Below are 25,877 nucleotides of genomic sequence, written 5' to 3'. Positions count from 1 at the left end.
ACGCCGCCGGCCTCCCAGGTCACCCGCCAGTCGTCACACGACCGGCGTCACACGACCGGCGTCACACGAGTCGGCACACACGAGTCGGCACACGGCCGGCGTCACGTGCGAGTCGTCACCTGGCAGCGCAGGGTTTGCGCAGGATCGTCCCCGAGGTGCCGTCCAGGCTGACCGAGGTCACCGCCACGCCGCGTTCGTCGATGTAGAACGCGCCGAGCCGCACCTGCACCGGTCCGCTCGTGGACGGGTTCGCGTTGACGATCACCGCGCCGCAGGTGAAGTCGCGGCGGAACACGTTGGGGCCTACCGACCGGTACGCCTCCGCGGCCGTGCCGAGGTTCCAGTGGTACATCGGGTGGCGCGCGGTCGGGTCGCCGTAGTCGTCGGTCTCCTCCACCTCGGCGATCGCGGCCTTGTCGCCGAGTGCCAGGAAGTAGCCGGCCATCGCGTACCGCAGCGGGCGGTCCTGGCCGGGGCCGAAGTGCGGCTGGACCCAGGTGATCTTGCCGCGGGCCTCGTTCGAGGCGATCTCCGCGACCTGGCGGCTCCAGCCCTGGTCGTACTCGGGCAGCAGGTTGCTGTTGTCGAAGGTCAGCCACCACTCGTCGAAGCCGCCGTCGAGGTGCTCGGTGTAGGCGTCCCACGCGCCGTCGTGCAGGCGGGCGTTGGACAGGTTCGCGACCGTCTTGAGCTTGGCGTCGGCGAACCGGCCCTTCATGTTGGCCAGCATCGTCTTGTACGCGGTCTGGAACTCCGCGTCCGTCCGGTACTTCGCCGGGCGGACGCCGGGGTGGTACGAGTCGGAGGTGAACAGCGCGTTGTCCATGAACACGCCGTCGAACCCGGTCGCTTGGGCGTCCGCGATCACGTTGGCGGCCCAGGCGTCCTGGTAGGTGGTGTCGCCGATGTCCATCTGCCAGTGCCCGCGGTACCCGGCGTACTGGAACCGCTTGCCGTCCGGCCCCAGCAGGAACCACTCGGGGTGGTCCCGGTCGGCGGCGCAGTACCCGACGCCGGTGGGCAGGTGCTCGTGGTCGGCCCCGTTCTCGCAGGCGTAGTCGCGGGTGGAGGACAGGTCCTTGTAAACGAACACCTGGACCCTCGGGTTGCTCCGCTTCAGCTTCGCGAGCAGCTCGCCCTCCCAGGCGTTCAGCACGATGTACTTGTGCCGCCACGCCTCGATCGCCAGCAACCAGTCCGGCGTCGGCGTGCTGTTCAGGTGCAGCCAGAACGAGTTCGCGTCCCCGACTCCGACATAGCCACTCCGCGTGCTCACAGTCGTATGTTCTACCGCACCGGAAGCCACGGATGGACCAACCGACAGCGCCGCCACGACACCGATCACACGGAGGGTGCGGAGAATGCTCACGGTTCACCTCGCCGATAGCCGCGTGTCGCGATCACGCAGGTCAGGCCACCTTTTGCGAATTCGGATACCCGTGTCGCAGGCGGGAAAACTCTCCGCGGCACTTTCCGGCGATGATCAGCGGACCAGGACCGGCCGCGCCCAGTCCGATAACCCGGAACAAACCGTGCGTTGTTTTCGCCCGATCTTCCCGGCTCAGGACCCGCCGGTGGCTTTCCTGGCTATTCCGGGATCACCGCGTCCAGCCACGCCCGGCGGGCCACGGTGCGGGTGAACTCGCGGACGTGCAGTCCCGCCCGCAGCCAGGCGAGGGGGAAGGCGTCGCCCGCGTCGCGCACCACCCGGCCGAAGGCGTCGCGCTCCCGGTCGCGGGAGGTGGTGGCCAGGTCGGCGAGCAGGTCGGCGGTGGCGGTGAGGCCGGTGCGGGTCAGGGCCGACACCTCGGAGGACGCCGACGCGACCGCCGCCACCGCCCGGCCGCCGAGGGTCACCCGGTGCAGGACGTTCTCCAGTGGCCGCACCGGCGGCGGCACGCGGTCGGCCGGTGCGGGGCGGGGAGGCAGGTCCGCGGTCGGCCTTCCTTCGACGTGGGACCGTTGCAGCCGGTCCAGGCCCAGGTCGACGTGGTGCCGCAGGTCGGCGGGCAGTGCGAGGTCACCGGACACGGCCAGCGCCACCGCCGTGCCGGGGCGGTCGGGGACCAGACGGGCGATCACCCGCAGGTTCAGGCCCCCTGCCTGGGCCAGGACCCGCAGGTTCTGCCGGGTGCGCTCGTCTTCGGCGGTCAGGTCGAGCACGGCGTCGGCGGTGGCGAGGCGCAGGGCGTTGCCCGCCGGGCCTTGGACGGCGCCTTCGGCGAACAGGAGGTCCGCGCCGGCCGGGCGGTGCGTGTCGGGCCGGGTGGTCGCCTCGAACGCCCGGGTCACCTGATCGGTGAGTGGTCGGGCCCAGAGGTTCGCCGGCGGCGGGGCATCCCAGTCCACACCGGACGCCCGCACCGCGCGCACGGCCTTGCCCGCGCCCAGGCGGTGGTCGGCCGAGGCGGTGCCGCCGGACAGCAGCAGCCCGGCCCGCCCGAGTTGACGGTGGGTGAGACCGGACTCGCCGATCGCCACCGGACCGTTCGCCGCGGCGGCGACCCGTTCGGGGCCGCCGGGCATGATCGCCGGGACGGTCCACAGCACGCCGGCGTCGTCCACGAGGTGTGTGACCACGCCGCTGTAGCCGGAGGTCGCGACGACCTGTTCGGTGCACAGGCCGTAGAGGCGCAGCGCCCCGATCGGGCGATACTCGCGGCGGGCGGTGCCGCGGAGTTCGGTGGTGGCGGCGGTGGTTCGGCGGAGGTCGTGGCAGAGCAGGAGGAGGTCGACCAGTTCGGCGGTGAGGACTTCGCGGTCGAACGACGAGTCGCCGGCCCGTGCGGCGGCCAGCGCGGCGGCGATCCGGAGCCCGCCGGCCGCCGCCCGGTGCAGCCCCGCGACCCGGGTGGTGTGGACGGCCCGCAGCAGTTCGGCCCGCGCCACCGCGCCGCTGCCGGTGGCCCCGGCGCGCAGGACGGTCGTGCAGGCTTCCCAGAGGGCGGTCGCGGCGGCACGTTCGTCGTCGCGGACCTCGGTGGGAGGCTCGGTCGCGATCCCTGCGGTCTGGTCGGCGGCAACCACCGGATCTGCCGGACCGGCGAGATCAGCGAGATCGGCAGAGCCTGCGGAATCGGCGAGAGCGGCAGGGCCTGCGAGACCGTCGGGGTCGGCAGGGCCTGCGGGGTTGTCCGGGTCGGCGGGGTCTGTGGGACTCGCGGGATCCACGGGGTCGGTGAGATCGGCGATGGGGGCCGCCGCTGCCGCGATGCCGCGGTGTAGGCAGCGCGGTGCGAGGAGGCAGCCGCACACGAGGTCGTCGGGCGCCGTGAGCACGCCGCCGTGCAGGGTCCAGGTGAGGGTCGTGTCGGCGTCCAGGTCGGCTCGCGCCGTGTCGCCGTCGGGTGTCACCTCCCAGGTCGCGGCGCGGTCCAGGGACGAGTCGATGCGCTTGCGCAGTCTCGGCGGGAGGGCGTCCAGCACCTCCGCCACGACGGCGGGCGCCACCGGTGGCAACGTCATCCGCGCACCTTCTCCCCCACCCAGCGGGCCAGTTCCTGCGGGCTCAGCGCGGCCACCGGCATCCCGGCGGCCACCAGGGCGCCCGCCACGGACGTCGAGTAGCGCGCGGCGCCCCGGTCGTCCAGGCTCGCGCAGCCCAGCACGGTCACCCCGGAGGTCACCAGCTCGCGCACCTGCCCGACCAGCGACGCCACCGGGCCGCCTTCCTCGAAGTCGCTGACCAGCACCACCATCGTCCGTTCCGGCACGGTGACCAGGGAACGCGCGTGCCGCAGCGCGCCCGCGATGTGCGTGCCGCCGCCGACCCGCACCTCCAGCAGCAGCGACAGCGGGTCCGCGACCCGATCGGTCAGGTCGACGACCTCGGTCGAGAACGCCAGGAAGTGCGTCGACAGCGCCGGCACCCCGGCGAACACGGACGCGGTCAGCGCCGACCAGACGGTGGATGCCTCCATCGAGCCGGACACGTCCACCACGAGCACCAGCCGCCAGTCCGTCGCCCGCCGGCCCCGAGTCCGGAACACCGGGCGTTCCGGCACCACGAGCACCCGGCCGGCGGCGTCCCGGCGGGCGGTGGCGAGGTTCGCGCGGACCGTGCGCGGGAGGTCCAGCCGACCACCCGGCCGGCGGGTGGGCACCGGGAGCTGGAGGCCGGTCAGTGCGGGGCGGACGCGCGTGGCCAGTTGCGCGGTCAGCTCGCGCACCAGCCGCGCCACCAGTGGTCTCAGCCGGGCCAGCGCGTGCTCCGACAGCCCACCCGCCAGCGACAGCACGGTGCGCAGCAACTCGACGGACGGCCGCACCGCGCCCGGATCGATTTCCAGCGCGGCCTCCAGCCGTCCACCCTCGGCGGCGGCGGCCAGGACCTCTTCGCGGATGTGCTCCCCGAACAACGCCCGCAGCTCGTCGGACCACTCGCGCACATCGGGGAACGGGGACGAGAGGTCCGCGCCGAGCCCGTCACCGCCGGCCGCGCCCTCGCCCCGGTCGCGGCCGTACAGCTCGTCGAGCGCGGCGGCGTACCTGGTGCCGCCGGCCGGACGCTCACCGCGTGCGCCGAGCACGAGCCGCCACCTCACCGACGCGGCCAGCGAGCCGGCCCCGTCCAGTGCGGCGGCTGCGCCCAGTGCGGCGGCTGCGTCCAGTGCGGCGGCTGCGTCCAGTGCGGCGGCTGCCTCCGGTGCGGCGGCCCTGTCCGGTGCGGCGGCTGCGTCCGGTGCGCCTCCGCACGACTCCGTCTTATCCTTGGTGGCCGGGCTGGTTCGCGAATCCTGTTGCGGAGCAACGGTTTCCAGCCTGTCCATTGCGGACTCAACCGGTCGGCTCAGGTCGTGGGCGCGCAGGGCCGTCAGTGCGGCGTGCTCGGCGTCCAGCCAGATCGCGAGCAGCTCCGGGTCCGGTGCGCCGGGCAGGTCCACCCGGTCGCCCGTGCGTTGTTCGACCACAGCCAGCACACGCGCCCGCGCGGCCGGCCCCACCGAGCTGAACGCGCCGCGGAGTGCGGGCAGCCGGTCCAGGAAGTCCCGGTCGGCCAAGCCCTCCACCCGGTCCAGCAGCGGGGCCAAGGCCTCGGTGGTCTCCAGGAGCGGGGTCGCCGCCGCCAGAACGCCGGTCAGCCCTTGCCGCAGCAGGCTTCTGCGTTCCGGTGTGGTGGCGTTGTCGATCCAGGACGCGACGCGCTCGCCGAGATCGGCCGGGGCGATGAGCCCCAGGAGCACCCGCGCCGCGCCCGCCGCACCGGCGATCAGCGGGACGCCTTCGTCGGCCAGCGTGCGCAGGGTCGCGGCCAGTCGCACGCCCGTGCCACACGCGTCGTGCCGCTGCCCGAGTTCCACCAGCGCGTGCGCGTCCGCCGGGTCCTCGGACCCGGCCAGCCCGGATAGCTGGGCGACCGCCGCGGTCTCCAGTTCCCGGGCGAGGAGCGGGTGTCCGCCCAGGGCGTCGGGAGGCGTTCCCGGGACGTGGCCCGCGCGCAGCCTGTCGAGCAGGTCCAGGCCGGACAGGAGTTCTCGCAGCGTCCCGGACGCCGGCAGCACGGTGCCGGCGTCGGACAGCAGGTCGCCGACCAGTTCGCGCAGGCCGCACGACGCCGCGTCGGCCAGGTCCGCCAGCACGTCGCCGGGGGTGTGCCCGCCGTTGCGCTCGCGTTCGGCGCGGCGCGCCCGCAGGCGGCCGTGCGCGGCCAGCGGGAGGGTCGCGCCCCAGACGCCGGCCACCGGCAGGGTGGCTGCGGTCGCCGGGGTCCAGGTCGCGGTCCAGCGGGTGGTGAGCGCGTCGCCCCCGCCGACGCCCGTGGTCGCGGTCTCCTCGGCGTAGGGGACGCCCAGCACGCCCAGCCGGCGGAGGGTGAGTTCGCGGCGGGCGTCGAGATCGGACCGCAGTGGGTCCAGGCGGAGGGTGGCCGGCGCACGGGAACCGGGGCCCGGCAGGCGGAGTTCGGCGAGCAGGGTTTCCACGGCCGGAGCGAGGCCGGAGCGTGGGGTGCCGGGCGCGAGCACGCCGGTGCGGTGGCCGACCAGGACGTCGCCGGCCGCGCGGGCGACGACCCGGCCACGTCCGAGGGGTTCGGCGTGGGTGAGGACGCTCTGGACGGCTTCGACCAGTTCGCCCCGGCCGGGTGCGGGCAGGCCGCGCAGGCGGGCGAGGTCGACGGCCAGGCGCAGCGCTTCGCGGGCCTCACCAGGGCCCGCCGGGTGACCCAGTGCCCTCACCCGCGCGCAGATCCGCACGATCAGGGCCGCGGCGGCGGCTTCCACGGCGGACGGGTCGCCGGCCGCCTCCAGCACGGCCTGTTGCCACTCCGGGTCGCGGATGCCCGCCGGGTAGCCGGATCGTTCGTCCAGCAGCGCGAAGCCGTAGGGCACCAGGGAGGTGATCACGTCCTTGCGGTCGGACTGGTCGGTCGAGCCGGTCGAGCCGGTCGGGCTGCTCGGGTCGGTCGGGTCGGTCGGGCCTTCGAGGAGGGCCGCGGCGTGGAACGAGCCGACGACGGCCGCGCAGCGGCGGCCGGCTGCGGCGGCGATGGCGGTGCGCATCCACTGTTCGCGGCGCAGGTCGAGCGGGTCCACGCCGGCTCCCGCCTCGGCGTCCCGGCGCAGCGCCCAGCCGACCAGGAGGGCCGCGTGCCGCACGGCTTCCGCGGTCTGGCCGGGAGCGGTGGCTTCCACCAGGCGGTCCCAGAGGTCCTCTCCGTCGCGGCCGGTGATCGAACGGCGTAGGGCGTCGGCCAAGTGCGGGGCATCGGCCGAGTGCGGGGCGTTGGATAGATGCGGGGCGTCGGCCGAGTGTGGGGTGCTTTCGCGGGTTGGTTCGCGGCCCTCGTCGCGGGCGGCGAGCGGCAGGTCGCAGGGGCGGACTTCCACGCCGTTGCGGTATGCCCAGCGGATTGCCGCCAGTTCGGGTGAGAAGTCGGCGAAGGGGTAGAAGGCGAGGCCCCCGCCGTCGCGCCGGGCGCCGGACAGGGCGACGGGGGCGGTGAGGTCGGGGGCGGCCAGGTGGGGCAGCCACTCGCCCAGTTCTTCGGGCAGTTCGACGAGCAGCACTTCGGGGTCGGCCGCCGTGAGAAGGGCCGGCACCACCGCGGCGAGAGCCGGTGAATGGTGCCGCACCCCGATCAGGAACGGCTCGCGATGGGCCGCCAACCGCTCGGCCACCGCGAGATCCGCGTCCGGCGCGACGCCTTGTTCCGCGCTCGGCTGGGACGCGGTGTCGGCCCCCGACACGTTCGGCCGGGGCTGGGTCGGGTCAGTGGTCGAGGACGTCACGGAGTTCCCACAGCCTTCGCCAGGTGCGTGCGCCGGTCTCGGCGCGGCGGCGTACCGCGCCGTCCCAGTAGCCGAGGAGTCTGGCCGCGTCGCCGGGGTCGTCCTTGCGGACCACTCCCAGCAGGTGGCCGGGCAGCAGCGACAGAGGATCGCGGTCGCCCGGGAAGTAGGCGTCGGACAGGCCCAAGGCCGTCGCGACGGCGACCGCTTCGGCGGTGCTCATCACCGTCGACGGTCGTTCCACCGCCCAGCCTTCTTCGGAGACGCCGTTCCGGAGGTCCCGGAACGCCGTGACCAAGACCTCCAGCACGACGTCGTCCACCGCGAAGGGCGCGTCGACCCGGTCGAGCGCCGCGGTCGCCTGCCTGCGCACCAGTGCCGTCTCGGCGGCCAGGTCGCCGATCGGCCCCACCGCCTCGAAGTTGAAGCGGCGCTTCAGGGCCGCCGACATCTCCGACACCCCTCGGTCGCGCAGGTTCGCCGTCGCGATCACGGTGAAACCGGGGGTGGCGTGGACGGTCGCTCCGGCGGTGCCCGACAGTTCCGGCACGGCGATCCGGCGGTCCGACAGGATCGAGACCAGGGCGTCCTGCACCTCCGGCAGGCAGCGGGTGACTTCCTCCACCCGCACCACGGCGCCGGTGCGCATGGCGTTGAACACCGGGGACGGGACCAGTGCGCGGGGGCTCGGGCCTTCCGCCAGCAGGAGCGCGTAGTTCCAGCCGTAGCGGAGTTGGTCCTCCGTGGTGCCGGCGGTGCCCTGGACCACCAGTTGGCTCGTGCCGGACACCGCCGCCGCCAGCAGCTCGGACAACATGGACTTGGCGGTGCCGGGCTCGCCGACCAGGAGCAGGCCGCGTTCGCCCGCCAGGGTCACGACGGCCCGTTCCACCAGCGCCCGCTCCCCCACGAACTTCGGGGTGATCAGCATCCTGGACGGCAGGCCGTCGACCGGCTCCGGCAGGGCCAGCGGATCGCCGCTGCCGGTGACGAACGTGACCACCGCGCGTGGGGTGAGTCGCCAGCCCGGCGGGCGGCGGCCGGCGTCGTAGGCGGCCAGGAAGGCCAACTCCTCGGCGAAGGCGTCCTCGGCCGGGTCGATCTGCCGTGCGGCGGTCACCGGCGTCCTCCGGTCTTGAGTTCCTCGTACGCGGGGGCGTCGCCGGCCAGCACGCGGCGCCAGGCGCGGGCGAAGAGGGCGGCCACGGGTTCGCGTGGGGCGATCACCCCGGTCGGGTGGTCGGTGAAGCCGAACATGGGCGCTTTCCAGGTCTCCAGGGGCAGGTGCGGGCTCGACAGCGCCAGCCAGCCGCCGGGCAGGAACAGCGTGCGGCCGGCTCGGGCCCGTTTCGCGGTGAGGACGAGGTCGGTGTCGGCCAGGGCGGCTCGGGCCTTGCGCAGCCGGGCGGGTTTCCAGCCGGTCCACCGGGCGACGTTCGCGTCGGTCGGGTCGGGCAGCGCCAGCAGTTGCAGGTACAGCAGGGCCGCGTCCTCGTCCAGGCCCAGCTTTCCGGCGGCCTCCGCCACCAGGCCCTGGCCCGGGACCTGGTGGTAAGCCGCCGGGTCACCGGTCGGGGCTACCGCGCAGGCCGCGGTCAGGCCCTCGTCGGCCAGGTCGTCCAGCGCCTGGACGATGTTCCGCGAGTGCGTGATCTCCAGCAGGGCGGTCAACAACTCGCGGTCCGGCGGCCCGACCAGGCCGGGGCGCACCACCACCCGGCAGTACTCGGCGTGCGTGCCGACCACGTGCAGCCAGCCGCGCACGTCCACGACCGCGCCTTCCGCGGGCATCTCGACGCCCAGCAGGCCGACCAGCGGTGCGCGCTCCACCCAGCCTCCGAGGTCGACGGCGAATCCCGGGCTCGCCGCCCGCTGCCGGGCCAGCGAAAGGGCCTTCGGCAGGCTGGTGCGCAGCTCCGAGCCCGCCGGGAGGCGGTGGGCCAACCACCGCAGCACGCCCGGCACGGTCCGGAGCGCGGACTCGTTGAAGCCGTCGCGGTTGCGGGCCTCCAGGGACGTGCCGTCGAGCCACATGTCGGCGTCGGTGGTGAGCCACGGCGTGCGGTCCGGGTCGAGGACGCCGGCCACGTACCCGCCCGCGTCGGACACCGGCAGCAGCTTCGCCGCGTCCACCAGCACGTCGTCCGGCACCGGTCGGCGCAGGCCCTGTTCGGCCACCCACACGGCGGCCACGGCGTCGACGTCCGGGCCGGTGGCCCACAGGTCCGCCGGGTCCGCGGGCACGGCGGCGGCCAGCAGCTTGCGGCGGAAGGCGGCGTCCAACGGGCGGAGCCGTTCCTTCGCCGCCTTCGCCCCGGCGGCGGACAGGCCCAGCAGGTGGCGGTCGGCGGTCGGCAGGTAGTTCGCGTTCCACAGGTCCACGCCCGGCATGCCGGCCAGCAGCACGGTCGCCTCGGCGGTGCCCAGGCCGGTGCGTTCCACCAGGGCGGCCACCGACTCCGCGCGCCACGGCGCGGGACCGCGTTCGGCGAGCACGGACAGGAACCGCGCGATCCGGTCGCGGCTGAACGGCCCCACCTCCTGCGCGTGCTCGACGTGCCAGCCGCGCGGCAGGTCGAACGTGCCGGGGGTGCGGGTGAACTGCACGCCGTCGTACCGGTTGCCCGCCTGGTGCCGCCAATGCTCCTCGAACACGGCGATGAACCCGTCGCCCGTCGGGGTCACCCGGTTCACCGGTTTGGCACTGCCGTCCGGCACGACCACGCTGACTGTCCGCCAGTGCCCGGCGCCCTCGGCGAGGCCGCTGTCCGCAAGGCACCGCAGCACCACCGCCAACGCCTCCCGCTGGGGCTCCGGGGTGAGCGGCGACGCCGCGCGGTGCGCCAGCGCGGCAACGTCCGGCAGTGCCCGGAACCAGTCGGAGCTGCCCGACAGGGGCAGCGCGCGGCCCTCCGGCCTGGCCTGCCCCGCGGTCTCGGCCAACACGGCGAGCAGTTCAGGCAGCGCTGTCCGCACGCCCGCGCGGGCGTTGCTGTGGCGGTGGCCGCTGAACCAGCCGAGCGCCGACTCGACGTCCTCCTCGCTCACCACCGGACCGGCCGGGGCGAACACCGAGGTGTCGACCTGCCGCGCGCCGGCGGCGATCTCCGCGTACCCGGCGTACTGGCGTGCCAGCTTGGCGGCGCGGCGGACCAGGTCGAGCACACCCGCCAGCAGCGCCGGGTGGGTCAGACCGGGCAGCGCGGCGGCCACCGCGCCGGCCAGGCCGTCGCGTTCCCCACGCAGGAGCGCGGTCAGCCGCTTGCGCCGGCTGGGCTTCTCCCCGTCCTCGGCCAGCGCCGCCTTGATCATGGCGTCCACCGACTTCCGGGTGACGGCCCGCAACGCCGCCGAGCCCGCCTCGTCACGGGGCCGCAGCACGTGCCACCACTCCACGGGCGGGACCAGCGGCGTGCCCGCGGCGTACTTCTGGTGCGCGCGGCCGATGGTCACCGTGCCCAGCGTGGTGCCCTGCTCGTCCCGCAGCGCCACGACCGTGTCGGTGTTCAGCTCCACGGTCAGCCGCGCGCCGCCGGGCAGGCTCAGGAGACCCACCGGACGGCGGTTGCCCTTGGGCAGGCGGACCCGCCGGCCGTCGATGCCCTCGCCCAGCCAGGAGCCGTCCGCCTCGCGCCGCAGCCGCCAGCCGTGCAGCCCGCCCGCCTCGCCGAACGGGCTTGACCCGGTCCCGGCCGCCGCCGGGCGCAGGTCGCACTGGTCGAGGCTCAGCGCCGCGCCGTCCGCGGCGAAGTCCTCCAGGAAGCGGGGCAGGCTGGCCCGACCCGTCTCGCCGGTCGCCGGGTCGACCTCGACCCAGCGCCACGACTGGTCCCGGTACACGTCCGTCCACACCGAGGTGCCGTCGCCGAACGCCGCATGCGCCCGGGGCACCTGCGTGTCGCCGGCGTGCACCGCCCGTCGGCCGGCGAAACGCGCGCCGTTCGCCAGGGCGATCGACGGCAGCACGGTGTGCCTGCGGTAGTAGCCGCGGGACGTGCCCGCCGGGTCGAACACGCGGTCCGGCGCGTCGCTCCAGTACGCCAGCTCGTGGTCCGGGCCCTGCCAGCGCACCAGCAGCCTGCCGCCCAGCCACCACCCTTCCGGCTCGAAGCCCCACTGCTGGCGGGCGTCGGCCGGAATCCGCGAGACGTGCTCGGCGAGGATGCCGTCCGGGCCGACCACGACGAACGTCTCGCCGCGCCGCAGCACCAGCGCGGGCCAGCCTTCGCCGCACACCACGATGTCCTCGTCCTTGACCGGCCGGCCCGCCGCCGGCTTGCCGACCGCCTCGTCCAGCGCCGGCCAGCCCAGCTCGTCCAGCAGGCCGGCGCGGAGCGTGGCGTGGAGGGCGGCGGCGACGTCGGTCGCGGCGATCGCCTCGGCCGCCTCCGGGACGTCCGCGAACGCCTCGGGCCGCCGCACCACGGTCAGCGCGTCCAGGTCGCTCGACAGGTCGGGCAGGCCGGCGGACGCCCGCCCGGCCCGGCGGCCGAGCCACTGCCGCAGCGCGATCCGCAGGCCCGGCACGGACATGATCCGGGTCAGCACGTCGACGCCGACCACCCTCTCGCGGGCGGCGTTGCGGGCGTAGCCGATCAGGCCCTTGGCGAGCGGCCGGCCGAGCAGGTCCGACCCGGCGACCGCCGTCAGGTCGCGCCGGCCCTCCCCCTCGTCGGTCAGCCAGTCCGCGACGTTGAGCGTGATGTCGGCCCGCTTGGCGGGCACGATCGGCACGTTGTTCGCGACCAGCACGTCCAGCAGGTCCAGCTCGTCCTGCCGCCACCCGGTCAGCGCGCGCACCGGCACGGCGTCGGCGGCCAGCCGGGGCGCCATCGCCTCGACCAGCTCCAGCAGCCGCCGCGACCGGGACACCGTTCGCCAGGTGCCGTTGCGGACCGCGATCACCGACGACAGCCACTCGGCGGCGTCGACCTCGCCACCCGGCTCGACCAGCGCGCGGGCCGCCCCGCACGCCGTGAGGATCTCGAACCACGTGTCCAACACGGACACCGACGCCGGCACGAACGACAGCAGCCGCCCGCGCACCTCCTCGTCACGGGTCGCCAACGCCACCAGCGCATCGCGGTAGGACTTCCAGAACGCGACGCCCGCGCGGCTGATCGCGGAGCTGTCCAGCACCGCGCGCAGCAGCCGCTCGTCCTCGGCCTTGACGTCCCGCTTCGCGACTCTCGCCAGCCGCCGCAGGTCCTCCGGCATCCCCGTGTACGGGGGCAGCCCGCCGCGCGTGCGCTCCACGCACAGCGTCACGAACAGCTCGTACGCGGCGTCCGGCCGGTGCTTGCGGGCCAGGCCCTTCGAGTGCGCCGACAGCGCCTTGGCGGTCAACGCGCCCGCGAACGCGAACTCCAGGAACACCTCGCGGGTCCGCTCCGGGTCGACCGCGAGGTCGTGCACCTCCTCGGCCTCACGCGCCTTGCCGAACATCGACGCCGCGTAGGTCGGGTTGCCGTGCTGGAGGAAGATCCGGCCCGCCTGCTCGTAGAACGTGGGCAGGAAGTGCGGCGCGGAGCGGCCCAGCATGTCACCCAGGGCGGTGAAGCCGTCCTTCGCCGCGCCGGCCCGGGACTTGGCGGTGCGGGCGAGCCGTTCGACGTCCTTGACCAGGTTCAGCGCGTGGTGGGCGTTGGCCGGGTCGTGCACCAGGGCCCACGCCGGGAAGCCGAGCGCGCTGCGCCGCCCGGTGCCCACGTCGGCGGTGCGGGCGGGCTCGCCGAACCCGAGGTACTCGCAGGTCAGGTCTTCGGCCTTGCCCAGCACGGCGGGCACCAGCCGCACCACGACCCGGCCTTCGAGGCCGGGATGCGTGTAGTGGCGGGCGGTGATCGTGTCCCGGTCCTCACCGGCGGCGGCCGGGCCGGGCAGCACCGCGCCGGCCGCGATCAGGGCTTTCTCGGACGTGCTCACTGCGCCACCACTTCCTCCACGACGCGCCCGGCGTGGACCGCCGAGGCCATGCGCATCCCCTCCGACCACGCGACCGGCCCGACGTCGGCGAGCGGCAGCGCCGTGCCGTCCTCCGTCGTCCAGCGCAGCTCGCCGGTCCAGGTCTCGCCCTCGGGGTAGTCCGAGCCGATCCAGAACCGCGCCTCCACCACCCGGCCTGCCTCGAACGCCGAGTACACCGCGTCCCCGCCGCGCACCGGGTAGCCGAGCGTGCGACACCGGCCGAGCACGTGGTTGAGCTGCTCGAACCGGCCATTCGAGAAGTCGTCCACCGAGGTCTTCCCGACCGGGTGCGCGGTACGGGCGAACGTCTGCCGGAACAACTGCTGCACCTTCTGCTCCACACCCAGCTCCGCGCCGAACTCGCGCAGCTCCTCCAGGTCGGCCAGCAGCACGGGGTGCGGAATCGACACCACGTCGGGCCGCAGCCGGACCGTGTCACCGTCCAACGTGACCACCCCGAGCCCACGCTCGGCATCGGCGTCCCGCAGGAACCCGACCTCCCCGTCCGCCACGACCACCAGGTCGCGCAACGCACCCGCCCACGCCTGGTCCGCCCAGACCTCGGCGACCAGCGACCACGGCACCGGCAGCGACCGCACCATCCAACCGTCCACGGCGGACAGGCACTCCGCCTCGTGCCGCGCCAGCCACTCCGACAACTGGCGCAACTGCACCACTTGCGGATCGTCCTTGATGGACGCCGGCATCGCGGACAGCACCTTGCCCTTGCCGTTGCGGGCCTGGACGCGCCCACTCTCCCCAAGCCGCACCTGGTACCCGGAAGCGGCGTCCAGCCAGCCCACGGTCCCTCCCTGTGAAGTCGTTCTTGAACTCGATGGGCGGAGGTTAACGAGGGGCACCGACAAAAACCGCTCACCAGCGGTTTCGCAACCCCGCCGTGATCATCAGGGCGGTCGGGCCGGAGGCCGCTGGGCCGGGCACTCGAACCCGGCGCCGGCCGGCTTCGAGGCGACCTCCGCCTTGGCCCGGGGCTGGTTCGGGTGCGGAGACTTCGCGAAGGGCCGGCGGAATACGGGTGATCTCGGCGACTGATGGACCGCTACTGTGGTTATTGTTTATGGTCGTCGCGGATTTTCGCCGTTGCCGCTTTTCGGACGGGTCATCCGGTAGCGGTCGCGTAGTAGGACTACGTGTTCGCGCAGCACTTCCAACGGCATTCCGCCTGCCCAGGTCTCCGCCTCCTCGTCGCCCGCGCACTCGTCGATCATCGCCAGCAGGCAGGCGATGGTCAGCGGGTCCTTTTCGCCCAGGCGGCGGAGGCAGCCTTCGGCCAGGCCCGTGAACTCCTCCAGCACGGTCGGCGTCGGGCGCTGCTCCCATTTCAGCCAGGCCATCTCCCGGCGGATCGCCACCACCTCCGGGTGCCAGCGGCCCAGGTGGTGGCGGCGGACTTGCACGGCGGCCTCGAACTGGCCTGCCGAACGGGAGTACGCGCCGGTCAGGCGAGCGAAGCGGGCCAGTTGGCAGGTGAGCTTGCCGGCCATCAGCTCCCACGCCAGTGGCCGCCGGAGCGCGCCTGCTTCCTGTCCCACGCGGGCGACCGCGTGTTCGCAGTGCGGGCTCAGCACGGCCCAGCAGGCCAGTTCCGTCGCTGTCGAGAAGGTCAGTTCCGAGGTGACGCCGTCCAGCACGGACAGGCACAGCGCCGGGTAGTCGGGCAGGTTGTCGCGGACGTCGGTCTGGTGGCGGTTCGCTTCCCTGATCACCGGGCGCAGCCGCAGGCATTCGAGGGTGGCCGTCTCGGAGCGCGGGTCCACGAACTCGGCGCGTTCCACCAGGCTGAGGTTGACCAGGCCGGCTACGGTCGCCTCCACGTCCTCCGCCGTGATGCCGTGGAACATGGGCGTCTCGGTGAGCACCCGGGCGTCCAGCAGGAAGCACGGGATGGCGGCGGCATGTGGCCGAGTCGTGCTGCCAGGTCGCGGGCCTGGGCGGACGAGCCCGCGTCGGGCGAGTCGGCGGTCAGCAGTGCCGCCGAGGCGACCGGGTTCAGCGGCCTGATCTCGTGGCGTTCCGCCGCCGGGCCCCAGGCCTCGCGGGACTTCTCCCTGGTGGTGACCAGGACCGTGCCGCGCGACCGGTCCAGGGAGCGGATCCGGCCGGTGCCGTCGCCGAACGGGCCCTGCGCCTCCAGCAGCCGCACGTCGTCGGCGTTGTCGATGATCAGCAGCCACGGGCCGGGCGCGGCCTCCAGCGTCCGGTTGAGCAGGTCCGGCGCGGACCGCCCGCCCGACCAGGCCCGCAGCACGTCCTCCAGGTCCGCGCCCGCGTCCAGGGCGACCTCCCGCAGACCGGCCACCAGGCCCGGCCGGGCGGACGCGTCGACCCACCACACGCGGAAGTCCGGGTCGCGCTGCCACAGCCGCCGGGTGACGCCGAGCGCGATCGCGGTCTTCCCGTAGCCGCCGGCGCCGTGCAGGACGATCAGCGCGCCGTCCGCCCTGGTCGCGGACGTGACGAGGTCGGCGAGGACGGCGTCGCGGCCGTACAGCTCGTCGGCCAGCCTGCCGATCGGCGGTTTGATCGACACCAGGCCCGGCTGCGGCTCGCCGTTCGGCGCGCTGCCGAAGGACAGGCCGCCGTAGAGGTTTCCCACGCTGCCGGACGCGGACGCCCGTCGCTCCCCACGCCTATAGCAGGGGAAATCCCACCTACCTAGAAAATCATGTGCAGCGCAAAGCCGGCTGCACGTTCGCGATACGCCCCGAGTTGATCTTCAGCGGACTATTCTGGAAATGGACCAAGGAGGGCACCGCCGGAGGTGGTCAGGTGCCGTCCGTCCGGTCACCCACGACAACAGCCGGGGGCCGGGCGTCGAGGCCGAGCAGGTAGGGGGCGACGAAGCCGTCGTAGTCGGCTTTCCGGTGGGCGGACAAGCCCTTCCAGCCGGTGACGCGACCCCGGCAGCGGTCCGTGCCGCACCGGCAGCGGCCCGGGAAGTGGTCGACGGTGTGGTTGCGCATGGCGTAGTCGAACGTGATCTCCTGGTCGGCGGTGATCGGTCGGCGTGCGACGAGGTCGTGCGCGCCGGTGTCGTTGAGGCGGATACCGCAGTTGGGGTCGCACGAGTGGTTCACCATCGGGCCGAGGCCCGCGTGTCGGACGAACCGGTGCTCGCCGACCTGCGAGGCGTGCGGGTCGTTGCGGTCCAGTTCGCGGTCGATACGCCCCACCAGCACGGTCTCGCCGGACCGGAACGAGCGGGTGGCGAACACCCCGTCGCCGGTGCCGGCCGTGGTCCGCAGCTCGTATCCGTCGCCCATCGTCGCCTGCTCTCAGTTCTGCTGATCGGGGTGGGATTGCCCTGACCCTCCCAGCATCCGCACCGCACCCGGTACCGCCACCAGGTGGCACCGACCCCACGCGGAGCCGCCCTCCGGCCGCCGTTCGGCCGCTGGAGGTGGCGCGCGCCGGATGGCAGCATCCCCGCCATGGGGGAAGACCAGTCGCGACCCGATCCGGCCGCGGTGTCGACGGCCGCCGACTACGTGCGGGCGTTGCGGGCGCTGAGGACCTGGTCGGGGTGCACGTACCGGCAGGTGGAAGCCAACGCGCGGGCCAACGGCGAGGTGTTGCCGCACACCACGGTCGCCACCGCGCTGGGGCGGGAGTCGTTGCCGCGCCAGGAACTCGTGGTGACGTTCGTCCGGGCCTGCGGCGGGGACGACGACGAGGTGGGCCGGTGGGTCGACGCGCGGCGGAGGCTCGCGGTCGGCGAGGTCCACGAGGCCGCTCCGGTGCGCGCGCCGTCCCGGCTGCGGAAGGTGTTCGCCGTCGCGGCGACGGTGGGGGCCTTGACGATCGCCTTGCAGTCGGCCGGCACCGCGGAGGGTTGCGCGGCCGACCTGGCGATGGGTGACGACGGGTTGTGCGTGAAGGAGTTGCAGGTCGCCTTGCAGCGCAACGGGTTGGCGTTGCCCGCCGACGGGCGGTTCGGGCCGTACACGAAAATGCGGGTGGTCGCGTTCCAGCAGCTCTCCGGGCTGCCGCCGACCGGGATCGCGGACGAGCCGACCAGGACCGCGTTGGCCGGGCGGCGGAGCATCGGCTCGTGGACGCCCGAGCAGGTCGAGCGGCGGGTCCGCGAGGTGTTCCCGGAGGAGCCCGACCGGGCGGTGCGGCTGACCGACTGCCTCTCCCGGCTCGACCCACTGTGGATCTACGGCCGGCCCGACCGCACGCGGGACTGGGGGCTGTTCCAGCTCAACGACCGCGAGGTGCTGTTCGACTTCCGGACCGACCACACCACGGCGCTCGACCCGGAGCGGAACATCCAGATGGCGCGCGAGGTGTGGCGGCGGACCGGTGACTTCCGCCGGTGGCACTGCGAGCAGCCCGTCAGCTAACCCCGAACTGGACGCTCCACGCGTCGATCAGGCCGGTGTTGCCGGCGGCGGTGTCCTGGGCCCGCAGCGCCCAACCGCCGTTGGCGGCCTCCGCCGACGCGTCCACCCAGTACGTCTTGAGCACGTCGTCCCCGGTGTCGCCGGCGGGGATGTCCTCCAGCGGGTACACCGTGCCGTCCGGGGCCACCAGCGACAGCACCAGGTCGCCCCGGTTGGCGTGCTTGACGTCCACGACGACCCGCAGGTCGGTGGGCGCGTTGCCGGTCCGGCCCGCCACCGGGATGACGCTCGACGCCGGAGCGCCGTTATCGGCGATGGAGACGTTGCCGGAGTCGTGGTACTTCGTCGGCGCGGGGAACGTGAGGCTCCACGAGTCGATCACGCCGACGTCGCCGAGCGCGGTGTCGGCCACCCGCAGCCGCCACGTGCCGCTGGCCAACTCGACCGACGCGTTGACGCTGTACTCGTCCACCACGTCGTCGGCGTTGCCGCTCCCGGTCAGGTCCTCCAGCGCGTACACGGACCCGTCGGGCGCGACCAGGTCCAGCTTCAGGTCGCCGCGCTGCGGGTGGCGCAGCACCACACCGACGCGCAGACCCGCCGGCACCGGGCCCGTGAAGCCCGCGATGGACACGGTCGACTCGGCGGTCCCGTTGTCCAGCAAAGGGACGTCGGCGGTGTTCTCGAACCTCGCGCCGGGCGCGACGGCCCGCACGCCGCCGAAATGCAGGCTCCAGCCGTCGATGTTCCCGGTGTTGGTGGTCACCGTGTCCGTGACGCGCAGCCGCCAGGACCCGTTGGCGGTCTCCGCCGATCCGTTGACCTGGTAACTCTTGAACACGTTGTCGCCCGTGTCGCCGTTCGGAAGATCCTCCAGCAGGTACGCCGTCCCGTCCGGAGCCACCAGTTCCAGTTTCAGGTCGCCCCGGTTGGGGTGCTTGACGTCCACCGCGACCCGCAGGTCGGCCGGTGCGTTGCCGGGCGTCGCGGTCACGTTCACGTAGCTCTCCGCGGACGACCACCCGTCGTCGGGCAGGGTCACGTCACCGCCGTTGACGAACTTGGTGACCGGACCGGGCGGTGTCGGCTGCTGGTTGATCGGGGACCACAGGCTCCACGACGTGATGTCCACGGTGCCGCTGCTGCTGTTGCGCTGCACCGTCAACTTCCACTGACCGTTGGCCACTTCGCTCGACGCGTCGACCTTGAAGGTCCCCGGCATCGTGTCGGCCCGGTCGTGCACCACGTACGAGGTGCCGTCCGGCGCGATCAGCGTGATCTTCAGCTCGCTCAGCCAGTAGTACGACGTGGCGACGGTCAGCCGCAGGTCGGCCGGCGCGTTCCCGGCGACCCCGGCCACCCGCAGGTACGACGTCCCGGTGACGCCGTGCGTCGCGCCGTCCACCTTCAACGCCGAACCGCGCTTCTCCGGCCACGCGACGGCGGGCGTCGGCGTGCCCGTGGGCGCGGCGGACAGGCTCCACGAGTCGATGTGCCCGATATCGCCCCACACCCGGTCCCGGACGCGGAGCTTCCACACGCCGTTGCCGAGTTCGGACGACGCGTTGACCGTGTACGTCTTGTCCAGGTCGTCCACATCGGCCACGCCCGCGAAGTCCTCCAGCAGGTACGCCGTCCCGTCGGGGGCCACCAGGTGCAGCGTCAGGTCGCCCCGGTAGGTGTGCTTCAGCGCCACCGTCACGTCCCACTCCCTCGGGGCCATGCCGGTGAGCCCGGACACCGTGATCGGCGAGTCCACCACGTTGTAGTCCGGGATCGACGTGTCCGTGCCGTTCTCGACGCGCCACCCGGCGGGCAGGACCGCCTGCGGCGCGGACAGCACCTGCACGCTCCACCCGTCGATCGACCCGGTGTTGCCGGTCTTGGTGTCGGTGACGACGAGTTCCCAGCTACCGTTCACGATCTGCGCGACGCCGAAGACCTGGTAGGTCTTGAACACGTTGTCGCCGGTGTCCGAATCGGGGATGTCCTCCAGCAGGTAGGTCGCCGCGCCGTCCGGCGTGCGCAGCTCCAGCTTGAGGTCGCCCCGGTTGAGGTGCCTGATGTCCACGGCCACCCGCACGTCCTTGGGCTCCGCACCGGTGATCCCGGCGGCCCACGCGTAGCTCGACGCCGAGGACCACCCGTCGTCGGGCAGGGTCACGTCACCGCCGTTGGCGAACTTGGTCGCCGGGCCGGACGGCGTCGCCTGCTGGTTGATCGGGGACCACAGGCTCCACGACGTGATGTCCACCGTGCCGCTGCTGCTGTTGCGCTGCACGGTCAACTTCCACTGCCCGTTCGCGACCTCGCTCGACACGTCCACCGTGAAGGTCTCCGGCATCTTGTCGGCCCGGTCGTGCACCACGTACGGCGTGCCGTCCGGGGCCACCAGCGTGATCTTCAGCTCGCTCACCCAGTAGTACGATGTCCGGACGGTCAGGCGCAGGTCCACCGGGCCGTTGCCGGACACCCCGGCCACCCGCGCGTACGACGTGCCCGTCGCCCCGTGCGCCGGGCCGTCCACCTTCAACGCCGACCCGCGCTGTTCCGGCCACGACACCGCCGGCGGGAGCACCAGCCCCCACGAATCGATCGAACCGGCCTCGCCGGACACGGTGTCCTGCACCCGCAGGTTCCACACCCCGTTCGCGGCCTCGGCCGCCGCGTCGACCCGGAACAGCTTGGGCAGCACGGCCTTCTTGTCGTGCAGCGGGTACAAAGTGCCGTCCGGCGCGACCAGCGTGATCACCAACTGCTCGGGCTTCGGGTGGGTGACGGCCGCCTGGACGTGCAGCCCGTTGGGCGCGTTGCCGGTCGCCCCGGCCACGGTCAGCGGGCTGTCGGCGGTCGCGAGGTCGGCGACCGGCACGCGGACGTCGGTGGTGACCGGGGAGAGGCCGACGGCGGACAGGCTCCACGAGTCGATGATCCCGACGTCACCCCACACCGCGTCCAGCACCTTCAGCTTCCACACGCCGTTGGCGATCTCGGCCGACGAGTTCACCGTGTACGCCTTCGCCAGGTCGTCCACGTCGCCGGTGCCGGTCAGGTCCTCCAACAGGTAGCCGGTGCCGTCCGGGGCCTCCAGGTACAGGGCGAGGTCGCCGCGGTGGGTGTGCTTGATGTCGACGGACACCTGCCACGCCTTGGGCGCCATCCCGGTCAGGCCGGCGACCGTGACGGGCGACTCCGTCCAACCGTCGTCCACAATCGACACGTCGGCGGTGTTCTCCGCCTTCCACCCGGCGGACGGGGTCGCCTGCGCGCTCGGCAGGAGCTGGATGCTCCACTCGTTGACGACGCCCACCCAGTCGGTGCGGAAGTCCGTCACCCTCAGTTCCCAGCCGCCGTTCGCGAGCTGCGCCACACCGGGGATCTGGTAGGTCTTCACCACGTTGTCGCCGGTGTCGTCGTCCGGCACGTCCTCCAGCAGGTAGGTCGCCGCACCCTCGGCCGCCACCAGTTCCAGTTTCAGGTCGCCCCGGTTGGGGTGCCGGACGTCGACCGCGACCCGCAGGTCCCGCGCCGCGCTGCCGGCCACCCCGCACACGTGGGCATAGCTGTACGTCTGGTACTCGTCGATCGTGACGTCGGTGGGGTTGGCGAACTTCGTGTCCGGCGCGGTGGTGGACGCCTGCATGTTGATCGCCGAGGACAGGCTCCACGAGTTCACGGTCGGCGCGCCGCTGCTGCTGGTGTGCTTGAACCGCAGCTTCCACACCCCGTTCGCGATCGCGGTGGACACGTTGACGAGGTAGTTCTTCTTGATGTCGTAGGTGTCCCCGCCCCGTCCGCACGCGTCGGCGGGTGTGGGCGGCGTCGGCAGCGAGCCGTCGTGCAGCAGGTGCTCCTTGCCGTCGGGGGACACCACGGACACCCTGAGGTCGCCCGCCCAGCTCGACGTCTTGTCGATCGCCACGTTCAGGTTGGTCGGCGCGTTGCCGGGGATGCCGGACACCGTGACCGAACGCTCGGTCGTGGTGTTGTTCCCGACCGTGAAACCGGAACCGGTGAGCTTGGGCCACGGCGCGGACGGCACGGGTTCGTTGCTCGGCGGCGCGGAGATGCTCCAGCTATCGATGGTGCCGGTGTCGCCGAGGACCTTGTCCTCCACCCGCAACTTCCACGTGCCGTTCGCGATCTCACCGGACGCGTTGAGCGGGTAGGTCTTGTCGAAGTCGTCCACGTCCCCGGTGCCGACGAGGTCTTCCAGCAGGTACTCGGTGCCGTCCGGCGCGACCAGCCGCAGCACCAGGTCGCCCCGGTAGGTGTGGGTGAGCTTCACCCGCACCCGCAGCGAGCCGAGCATGTCGGCGGACAGGCCGGTCACGTCCCGCGTGCTCTCGGCGACCGCCAGGTCCTCGATCTTCGTCGGCTGGTTCTGCTCGAACGTGGGGACCGGTATCCGGCTCAGCGCCAGGACCTGCTCCGGCTTCACGGCCTCGTCGCGCACCTCGACCTCGTCCACCGACCCGGCCAGCCGGTCCACCCACGTGCCGTCCGCGCGACCGCGGCCGATCGCCAGCCCCTGCTCCGCCCGCACCGTGCCGGTGTAGGTCGCGGAGGCCTGCAGGCGGCCGTTGACGAACAGGTGCATCTTGTCGGCCGTCGCGTCGTACACCCCCGCCAGGTGGGTCCACTCCCCCGCTCGCGGCGCTGCCGTGCCGCGCACCACGCCGTCCACGTCACCGTCGATGGTGAACGCCCACGCCTTGGCGTCCTTGTCGTGGTGCAGCCGGAAACCACTGGCCTGCGGGCCGTCCTGGCTCACCACGGCCTGGTGCCGGTCCACCGCGTCCAGCTTCACCCACGCGGCGACCGTGAAGCTCGAATCCCGGCGCACCACGGGTCCGGCGGTGTAGGCGTGGCCTTCGACGCCGTCCAGGCGCAGCCCGCTGCCGAACCGGCCGGTCGACCAGGACGCGCCGGGCCACAGCGCGAGGGTGTGGCCGTTGCCGGTCGCGTCGGAGCCGTTGTCGTCCAACGCCCACCGCGCGCCGGGCGCGAACGACGGGCCCGCCATGGCGGCGCGGACGTCGGCCGCCGACTTCGCCTCGGCGACGAGGTGGACGTCGTCGACCTCGCCCGGCCAGAAGTCGGTGAGCCAGCCGTCGTTCCTGGCCCGCCCCACCTGGAGCGCGCCCTCGCCGTACCAGGTGCTGCGGTGCGCGACCTGCTTGGCGGCGCGGCCGTTGACGTACAGGGTCATCGTCCCGGCAGCGTGGTCGTAGACACCCGCGAGGTGCGTCCACACGCCGATCTGCGGAACGGGGTCGGCGACCGCGTAGCCGCCCTCGGCGTTGCCGTCCGCGTCCGCGCCGCTCATGCCGAACGCCCAGCCGCGCGGGTAGGACGAGTAGCCGAGGGTGAAGCCGCTGTCCCGCCGCCCGTCCTGGCTCACCGCCCAGGCCCAGCGGCCCAGCTCGTCCAGTCTCACCCAGCCCATCACGGTGAAGCTGTCGAACGTGCCGTCGGCGGTCCGGGGCGCGACCGGGCCGCCGGTGTTGGCGTGCCCGTCCTTCCCGTCGAACCGCAGGGCGGTGCCGCCCGAACCGCCGGGAACCCACGACGTGCCGGGGCGCAGCGCCAGCGTGTGGCCGCTGCCCTCCAGATCCGCGGCGACCTGTCCGGCGCCTTCGTTCAACGCCCACCTGGCCTTCGGCGCGAACGTCGGGACGCTGCCCAGCCGGTGCCGCACCTCGAACGCCGACGCCGCCCACGGGTACACCTGGATCTCGTCCAGGTCGCCCGGCCAGAAGTCGTCCGGCACGCCGTTGTACTTCGCCCGCCCCAGGACCGTCGGCCCGGCGGCGTGCCAGGTGCTGGTGTGGTCCGCCTGGCCCGCGAGCTTTCCGTTGACGTACAGGGACATCTTGCCCGCGCCGTGGTCGTACACGCCCGCCAGGTGCGTCCAGACCCCGAGTTGCGGCGCGGCTATCGAGTCGGCCGTGAACGTGCTGCGGGTGGCGGTGTCGGACCCTTCCATCGCGAACTGCCAGGTGCGCGGGTAGTGGTTGTACTTCAGCGCGAATCCGCTGTGGACGGCGCCGTCCTGGCTGACCGCCGTCGCCCAGTCGTCCATCCGGTCCAGCTTCACCCAGCCCATCACGGTGAAGCTGCCGAACGTGTTCCCGGTCGGCGGCACCACGGGTGTGGTGGTGGCGGCGTGCGCCGAGACACCGTCGAAGCGCACCGCGCCCGTGGTGCTGCCCACGCGATCCCTGGTCGACGTGACCGGGCCGGAGATCGTCGCGTCGAACTTGGGCTGGCCGGCCGCCTTCCCCGTGCTGTCGGCCAGCCTGCCACCGGTCACCGAGTTGGTGTTCCAGTGCGCGTACACGGTGGTGGTCGTGACGACCGGCGACACCTTGAACTGGTAGGTGCGGCTCGGGCCCGCGTTGCCCGCCCGGTCCACGCCCACCACCACGAGCGAGTTGGCCGTGAACGACGTCGCCGCGTCCGGGGTGTGGGTGATGGCGGCCGTTCCGCCGGGCGCGTCGGCGCGGACCTCCGCGGCGGGCGTCACCGGGGCGCGCCCGATCCCGTACCTGAACGCGACCACGTCCGGATCGCCGTCGGCGCTGAACGTGAACCGTCCCGGCCGGTACATCGGCGGACCGCTCGCCGGGCTCGCCGGGAAGTCCGGAGAAGACACCGTCGGCGCGGTCGTGGGCTTGCCGAGGTCCACGGTGAACCGGCACCACGGCCGGTCCGGGCCCGCGTCCACCCCGTCCTCCGCGGTCACCCCGAACGAGTAGGCAGCGCCGTCCCGCAACGGTTGGCCCACCGTCACGCCGACGACGCCCGGCCCGCCGAACGGCGTCGCGGCGCTCGACACGGCCGACGGCGGCGCGCCGGTCTCCTCCCACCACCGGAACACACCGCGGATGTTCTGCCCGGTCACGGTGTCGGCGTCGGAGATCCGCGCGCCGAGCGTCGGGGTCGCCGAGTTCACCACCACACCCTGGTCCGTGCAGGGCTCGCCGCCGACGGTCAGCTCCGTCGCGGCGTCCGGCAGGGCGTTGTACTGGCCCACGACCGCCAGCACCGCGTCGGACAGACCCAGCTCGGGCACTGGGCGGTCCAGGAACTCCTTGCCCCCGTAGGCGGTCGCGTCCTCCCGTGCCTTCAACGCCACGGTGGTGGTCGGCCACCGCCCGTTCGCCGCCTCCACCATCAGGTCCTTGATGTCGAACCCGACCCGGCCGTGCGGGCAGTTCGCGTCGAAGCCCTTGGCGGTGGCGATCTCGGCGGCCTTCCGGATGAACGGCGTCGAGTCGCCCCACGCCGTCGTCGGGCCGATCCCGCCGATGTGCCACAGCTCCACCGGCTGCGGCGCGCACGACTCGGCCCACCACTGGTAGATCTGCAACTCCGCGCGCAGCACGTGCTTGCCCGCGATCGCGGCCGTGTTCAGCTCGTAGTACGACCGCCACCGCAGCTCCTGCCCCTGCGTCCGGCCGACCCGGGCCACGTGCTGGGAGTCCCAGTAGGCCGCCTTCGCGCCGGTGGTCGTGTTGTGGGACAACAGCATCCAGTGCAGCTTCTCACCCCATTTCGGGCCGTCCATGGACAGCGGGTAGGTGGTCCCGGGATCGTCCAGGGCCGCGACATCGGTGACGGCCGGCACCGCGCCCGCCGTCATCGAGCCGAACCGCAGCTCGCGCAGCTTCGGGTTGCGCGCCGCCTGGGCGTCCCGCACCACCACCGATTCGGCGAAGCCCGTCGCGGTGGCGGTGAGCTTGAGGTCCACGCCCGGCAGGACGTCGGGGTAGGTGGCGGTGTCCTCCCTGAGCACGGGCTCGGGCAGCGGACCGTCCCAGTCCAGGCCGTGCTGCCCGGCACGGGCCAGCGGGACGGTCCCGCCGCCGGACAGGACCACCGGCACCGCCGAGACCTTCGGCACGACGGTCCCGTCCGGACGGGCCACCAGCGTGGTGTCGATCGGCGCCCAGCCGGTGGCCGTACGCGCCCGGACCGGTTTGTTGTACATCGTGACGGTGAACGTCCCGCCGGGGTCGGCGACGACCTTCGTGTCCTCCGTGCCGAGCGCGTCCACCTCGACCGGCTCGCCGGTCGCCCGCGCCCGAGCCGACGCCGAGGCCTCGGCCGGGGCGTCGGTCTCCCGAGCCGAAGCCGGAGCTGCGGCCGAGACGTCCGTCTCCCCAGCCGAGGCCGAAGCCGCGGCCGGGACGCCGGTCGGGGGTGCGACGCGGGCCTGCCCGGTTCCGGTCAGGCACGCCGCCGCCAGGATCGCCACGACCGTGGCCACGCTGGTGCGGTGTCTCGCCGCACCGGTTCGGGATGTCAC

The 25,877-nt window shown here is 73.3% G+C and carries 11 protein-coding genes; 1 reads left to right on the top strand and 10 read right to left on the bottom strand.

Translation table 11 applies throughout. The features are described from left to right. Window positions 1-115 precede the first annotated feature (115 nt). The 9 genes from ACQPZF_RS20165 to ACQPZF_RS20125 form a co-directional block, all read right to left on the bottom strand. Complete coding sequence (locus ACQPZF_RS20165) at window positions 116-1,276, bottom strand: putative glycoside hydrolase (protein WP_433273855.1); 1,161 nt, start codon at window positions 1,274-1,276, stop codon at window positions 116-118. 311 nt (window positions 1,277-1,587) lie between these two features. Continuing rightward, window positions 1,588-3,465, bottom strand: a complete 1,878-nt coding sequence (locus ACQPZF_RS20160; protein ID WP_433273853.1) for a hypothetical protein — start codon at window positions 3,463-3,465, stop codon at window positions 1,588-1,590. Next, the gene (locus ACQPZF_RS20155; protein ID WP_433273851.1) at window positions 3,462-7,229 is read right to left on the bottom strand and encodes a DUF5682 family protein; all 3,768 of its coding nucleotides are present in this window, start codon (window positions 7,227-7,229) and stop codon (window positions 3,462-3,464) included. Before ACQPZF_RS20155 ends, ACQPZF_RS20160 begins: the two co-directional genes overlap by 4 nt. After that, window positions 7,210-8,349, bottom strand: a complete 1,140-nt coding sequence (locus ACQPZF_RS20150; RefSeq protein WP_433273849.1) for an ATP-binding protein — start codon at window positions 8,347-8,349, stop codon at window positions 7,210-7,212. Before ACQPZF_RS20150 ends, ACQPZF_RS20155 begins: the two co-directional genes overlap by 20 nt. Further along, on the bottom strand, window positions 8,346-13,154 hold the full coding sequence (locus tag ACQPZF_RS20145; RefSeq protein ID WP_433273847.1) for a hypothetical protein: 4,809 nt from the start codon (window positions 13,152-13,154) through the stop codon (window positions 8,346-8,348). The genes ACQPZF_RS20150 and ACQPZF_RS20145 overlap by 4 nt, the downstream gene beginning before the upstream one ends. Then, entirely contained in the window at window positions 13,151-13,999 is an 849-nt protein-coding gene (locus tag ACQPZF_RS20140) for a DUF4132 domain-containing protein (protein ID WP_433273845.1), read from the bottom strand. Before ACQPZF_RS20140 ends, ACQPZF_RS20145 begins: the two co-directional genes overlap by 4 nt. Window positions 14,000-14,272: 273 nt before the next feature. Next, on the bottom strand, window positions 14,273-15,076 hold the full coding sequence (locus tag ACQPZF_RS20135; protein ID WP_433273843.1) for a hypothetical protein: 804 nt from the start codon (window positions 15,074-15,076) through the stop codon (window positions 14,273-14,275). Further along, complete coding sequence (locus ACQPZF_RS20130; RefSeq protein ID WP_433273841.1) at window positions 15,016-15,813, bottom strand: hypothetical protein; 798 nt, start codon at window positions 15,811-15,813, stop codon at window positions 15,016-15,018. Before ACQPZF_RS20130 ends, ACQPZF_RS20135 begins: the two co-directional genes overlap by 61 nt. 169 nt (window positions 15,814-15,982) lie before the next feature. Then, on the bottom strand, window positions 15,983-16,480 hold the full coding sequence (locus ACQPZF_RS20125; RefSeq protein ID WP_433273839.1) for an SET domain-containing protein: 498 nt from the start codon (window positions 16,478-16,480) through the stop codon (window positions 15,983-15,985). A 168-nt stretch (window positions 16,481-16,648) separates the two neighbouring features. Here ACQPZF_RS20125 and ACQPZF_RS20120 point away from each other — a divergent pair, with 168 nt between their 5' ends. Then, window positions 16,649-17,563, top strand: a complete 915-nt coding sequence (locus tag ACQPZF_RS20120; protein WP_433273837.1) for a peptidoglycan-binding domain-containing protein — start codon at window positions 16,649-16,651, stop codon at window positions 17,561-17,563. Here the strand turns inward: ACQPZF_RS20120 and ACQPZF_RS20115 are convergent. Further along, window positions 17,556-25,838 carry a proprotein convertase P-domain-containing protein gene (locus ACQPZF_RS20115; RefSeq protein ID WP_433273835.1) on the bottom strand — a complete coding sequence of 2,761 codons (8,283 nt, stop codon included), beginning with the start codon at window positions 25,836-25,838 and terminating at the stop codon, window positions 17,556-17,558. The two genes, ACQPZF_RS20120 and ACQPZF_RS20115, sit on opposite strands and share 8 nt — an antisense overlap. Window positions 25,839-25,877: the final 39 nt, after the last annotated feature.

The sequence above is a fragment of the Actinosynnema sp. CS-041913 genome, from assembly GCF_050942485.1.
Taxonomy (GTDB): Bacteria; Actinomycetota; Actinomycetes; order Mycobacteriales; family Pseudonocardiaceae; genus Actinosynnema.
The sequence above is the reverse complement of the archived record's forward strand: the minus strand, read 5'-3'. Positions and strand labels throughout refer to the sequence as shown.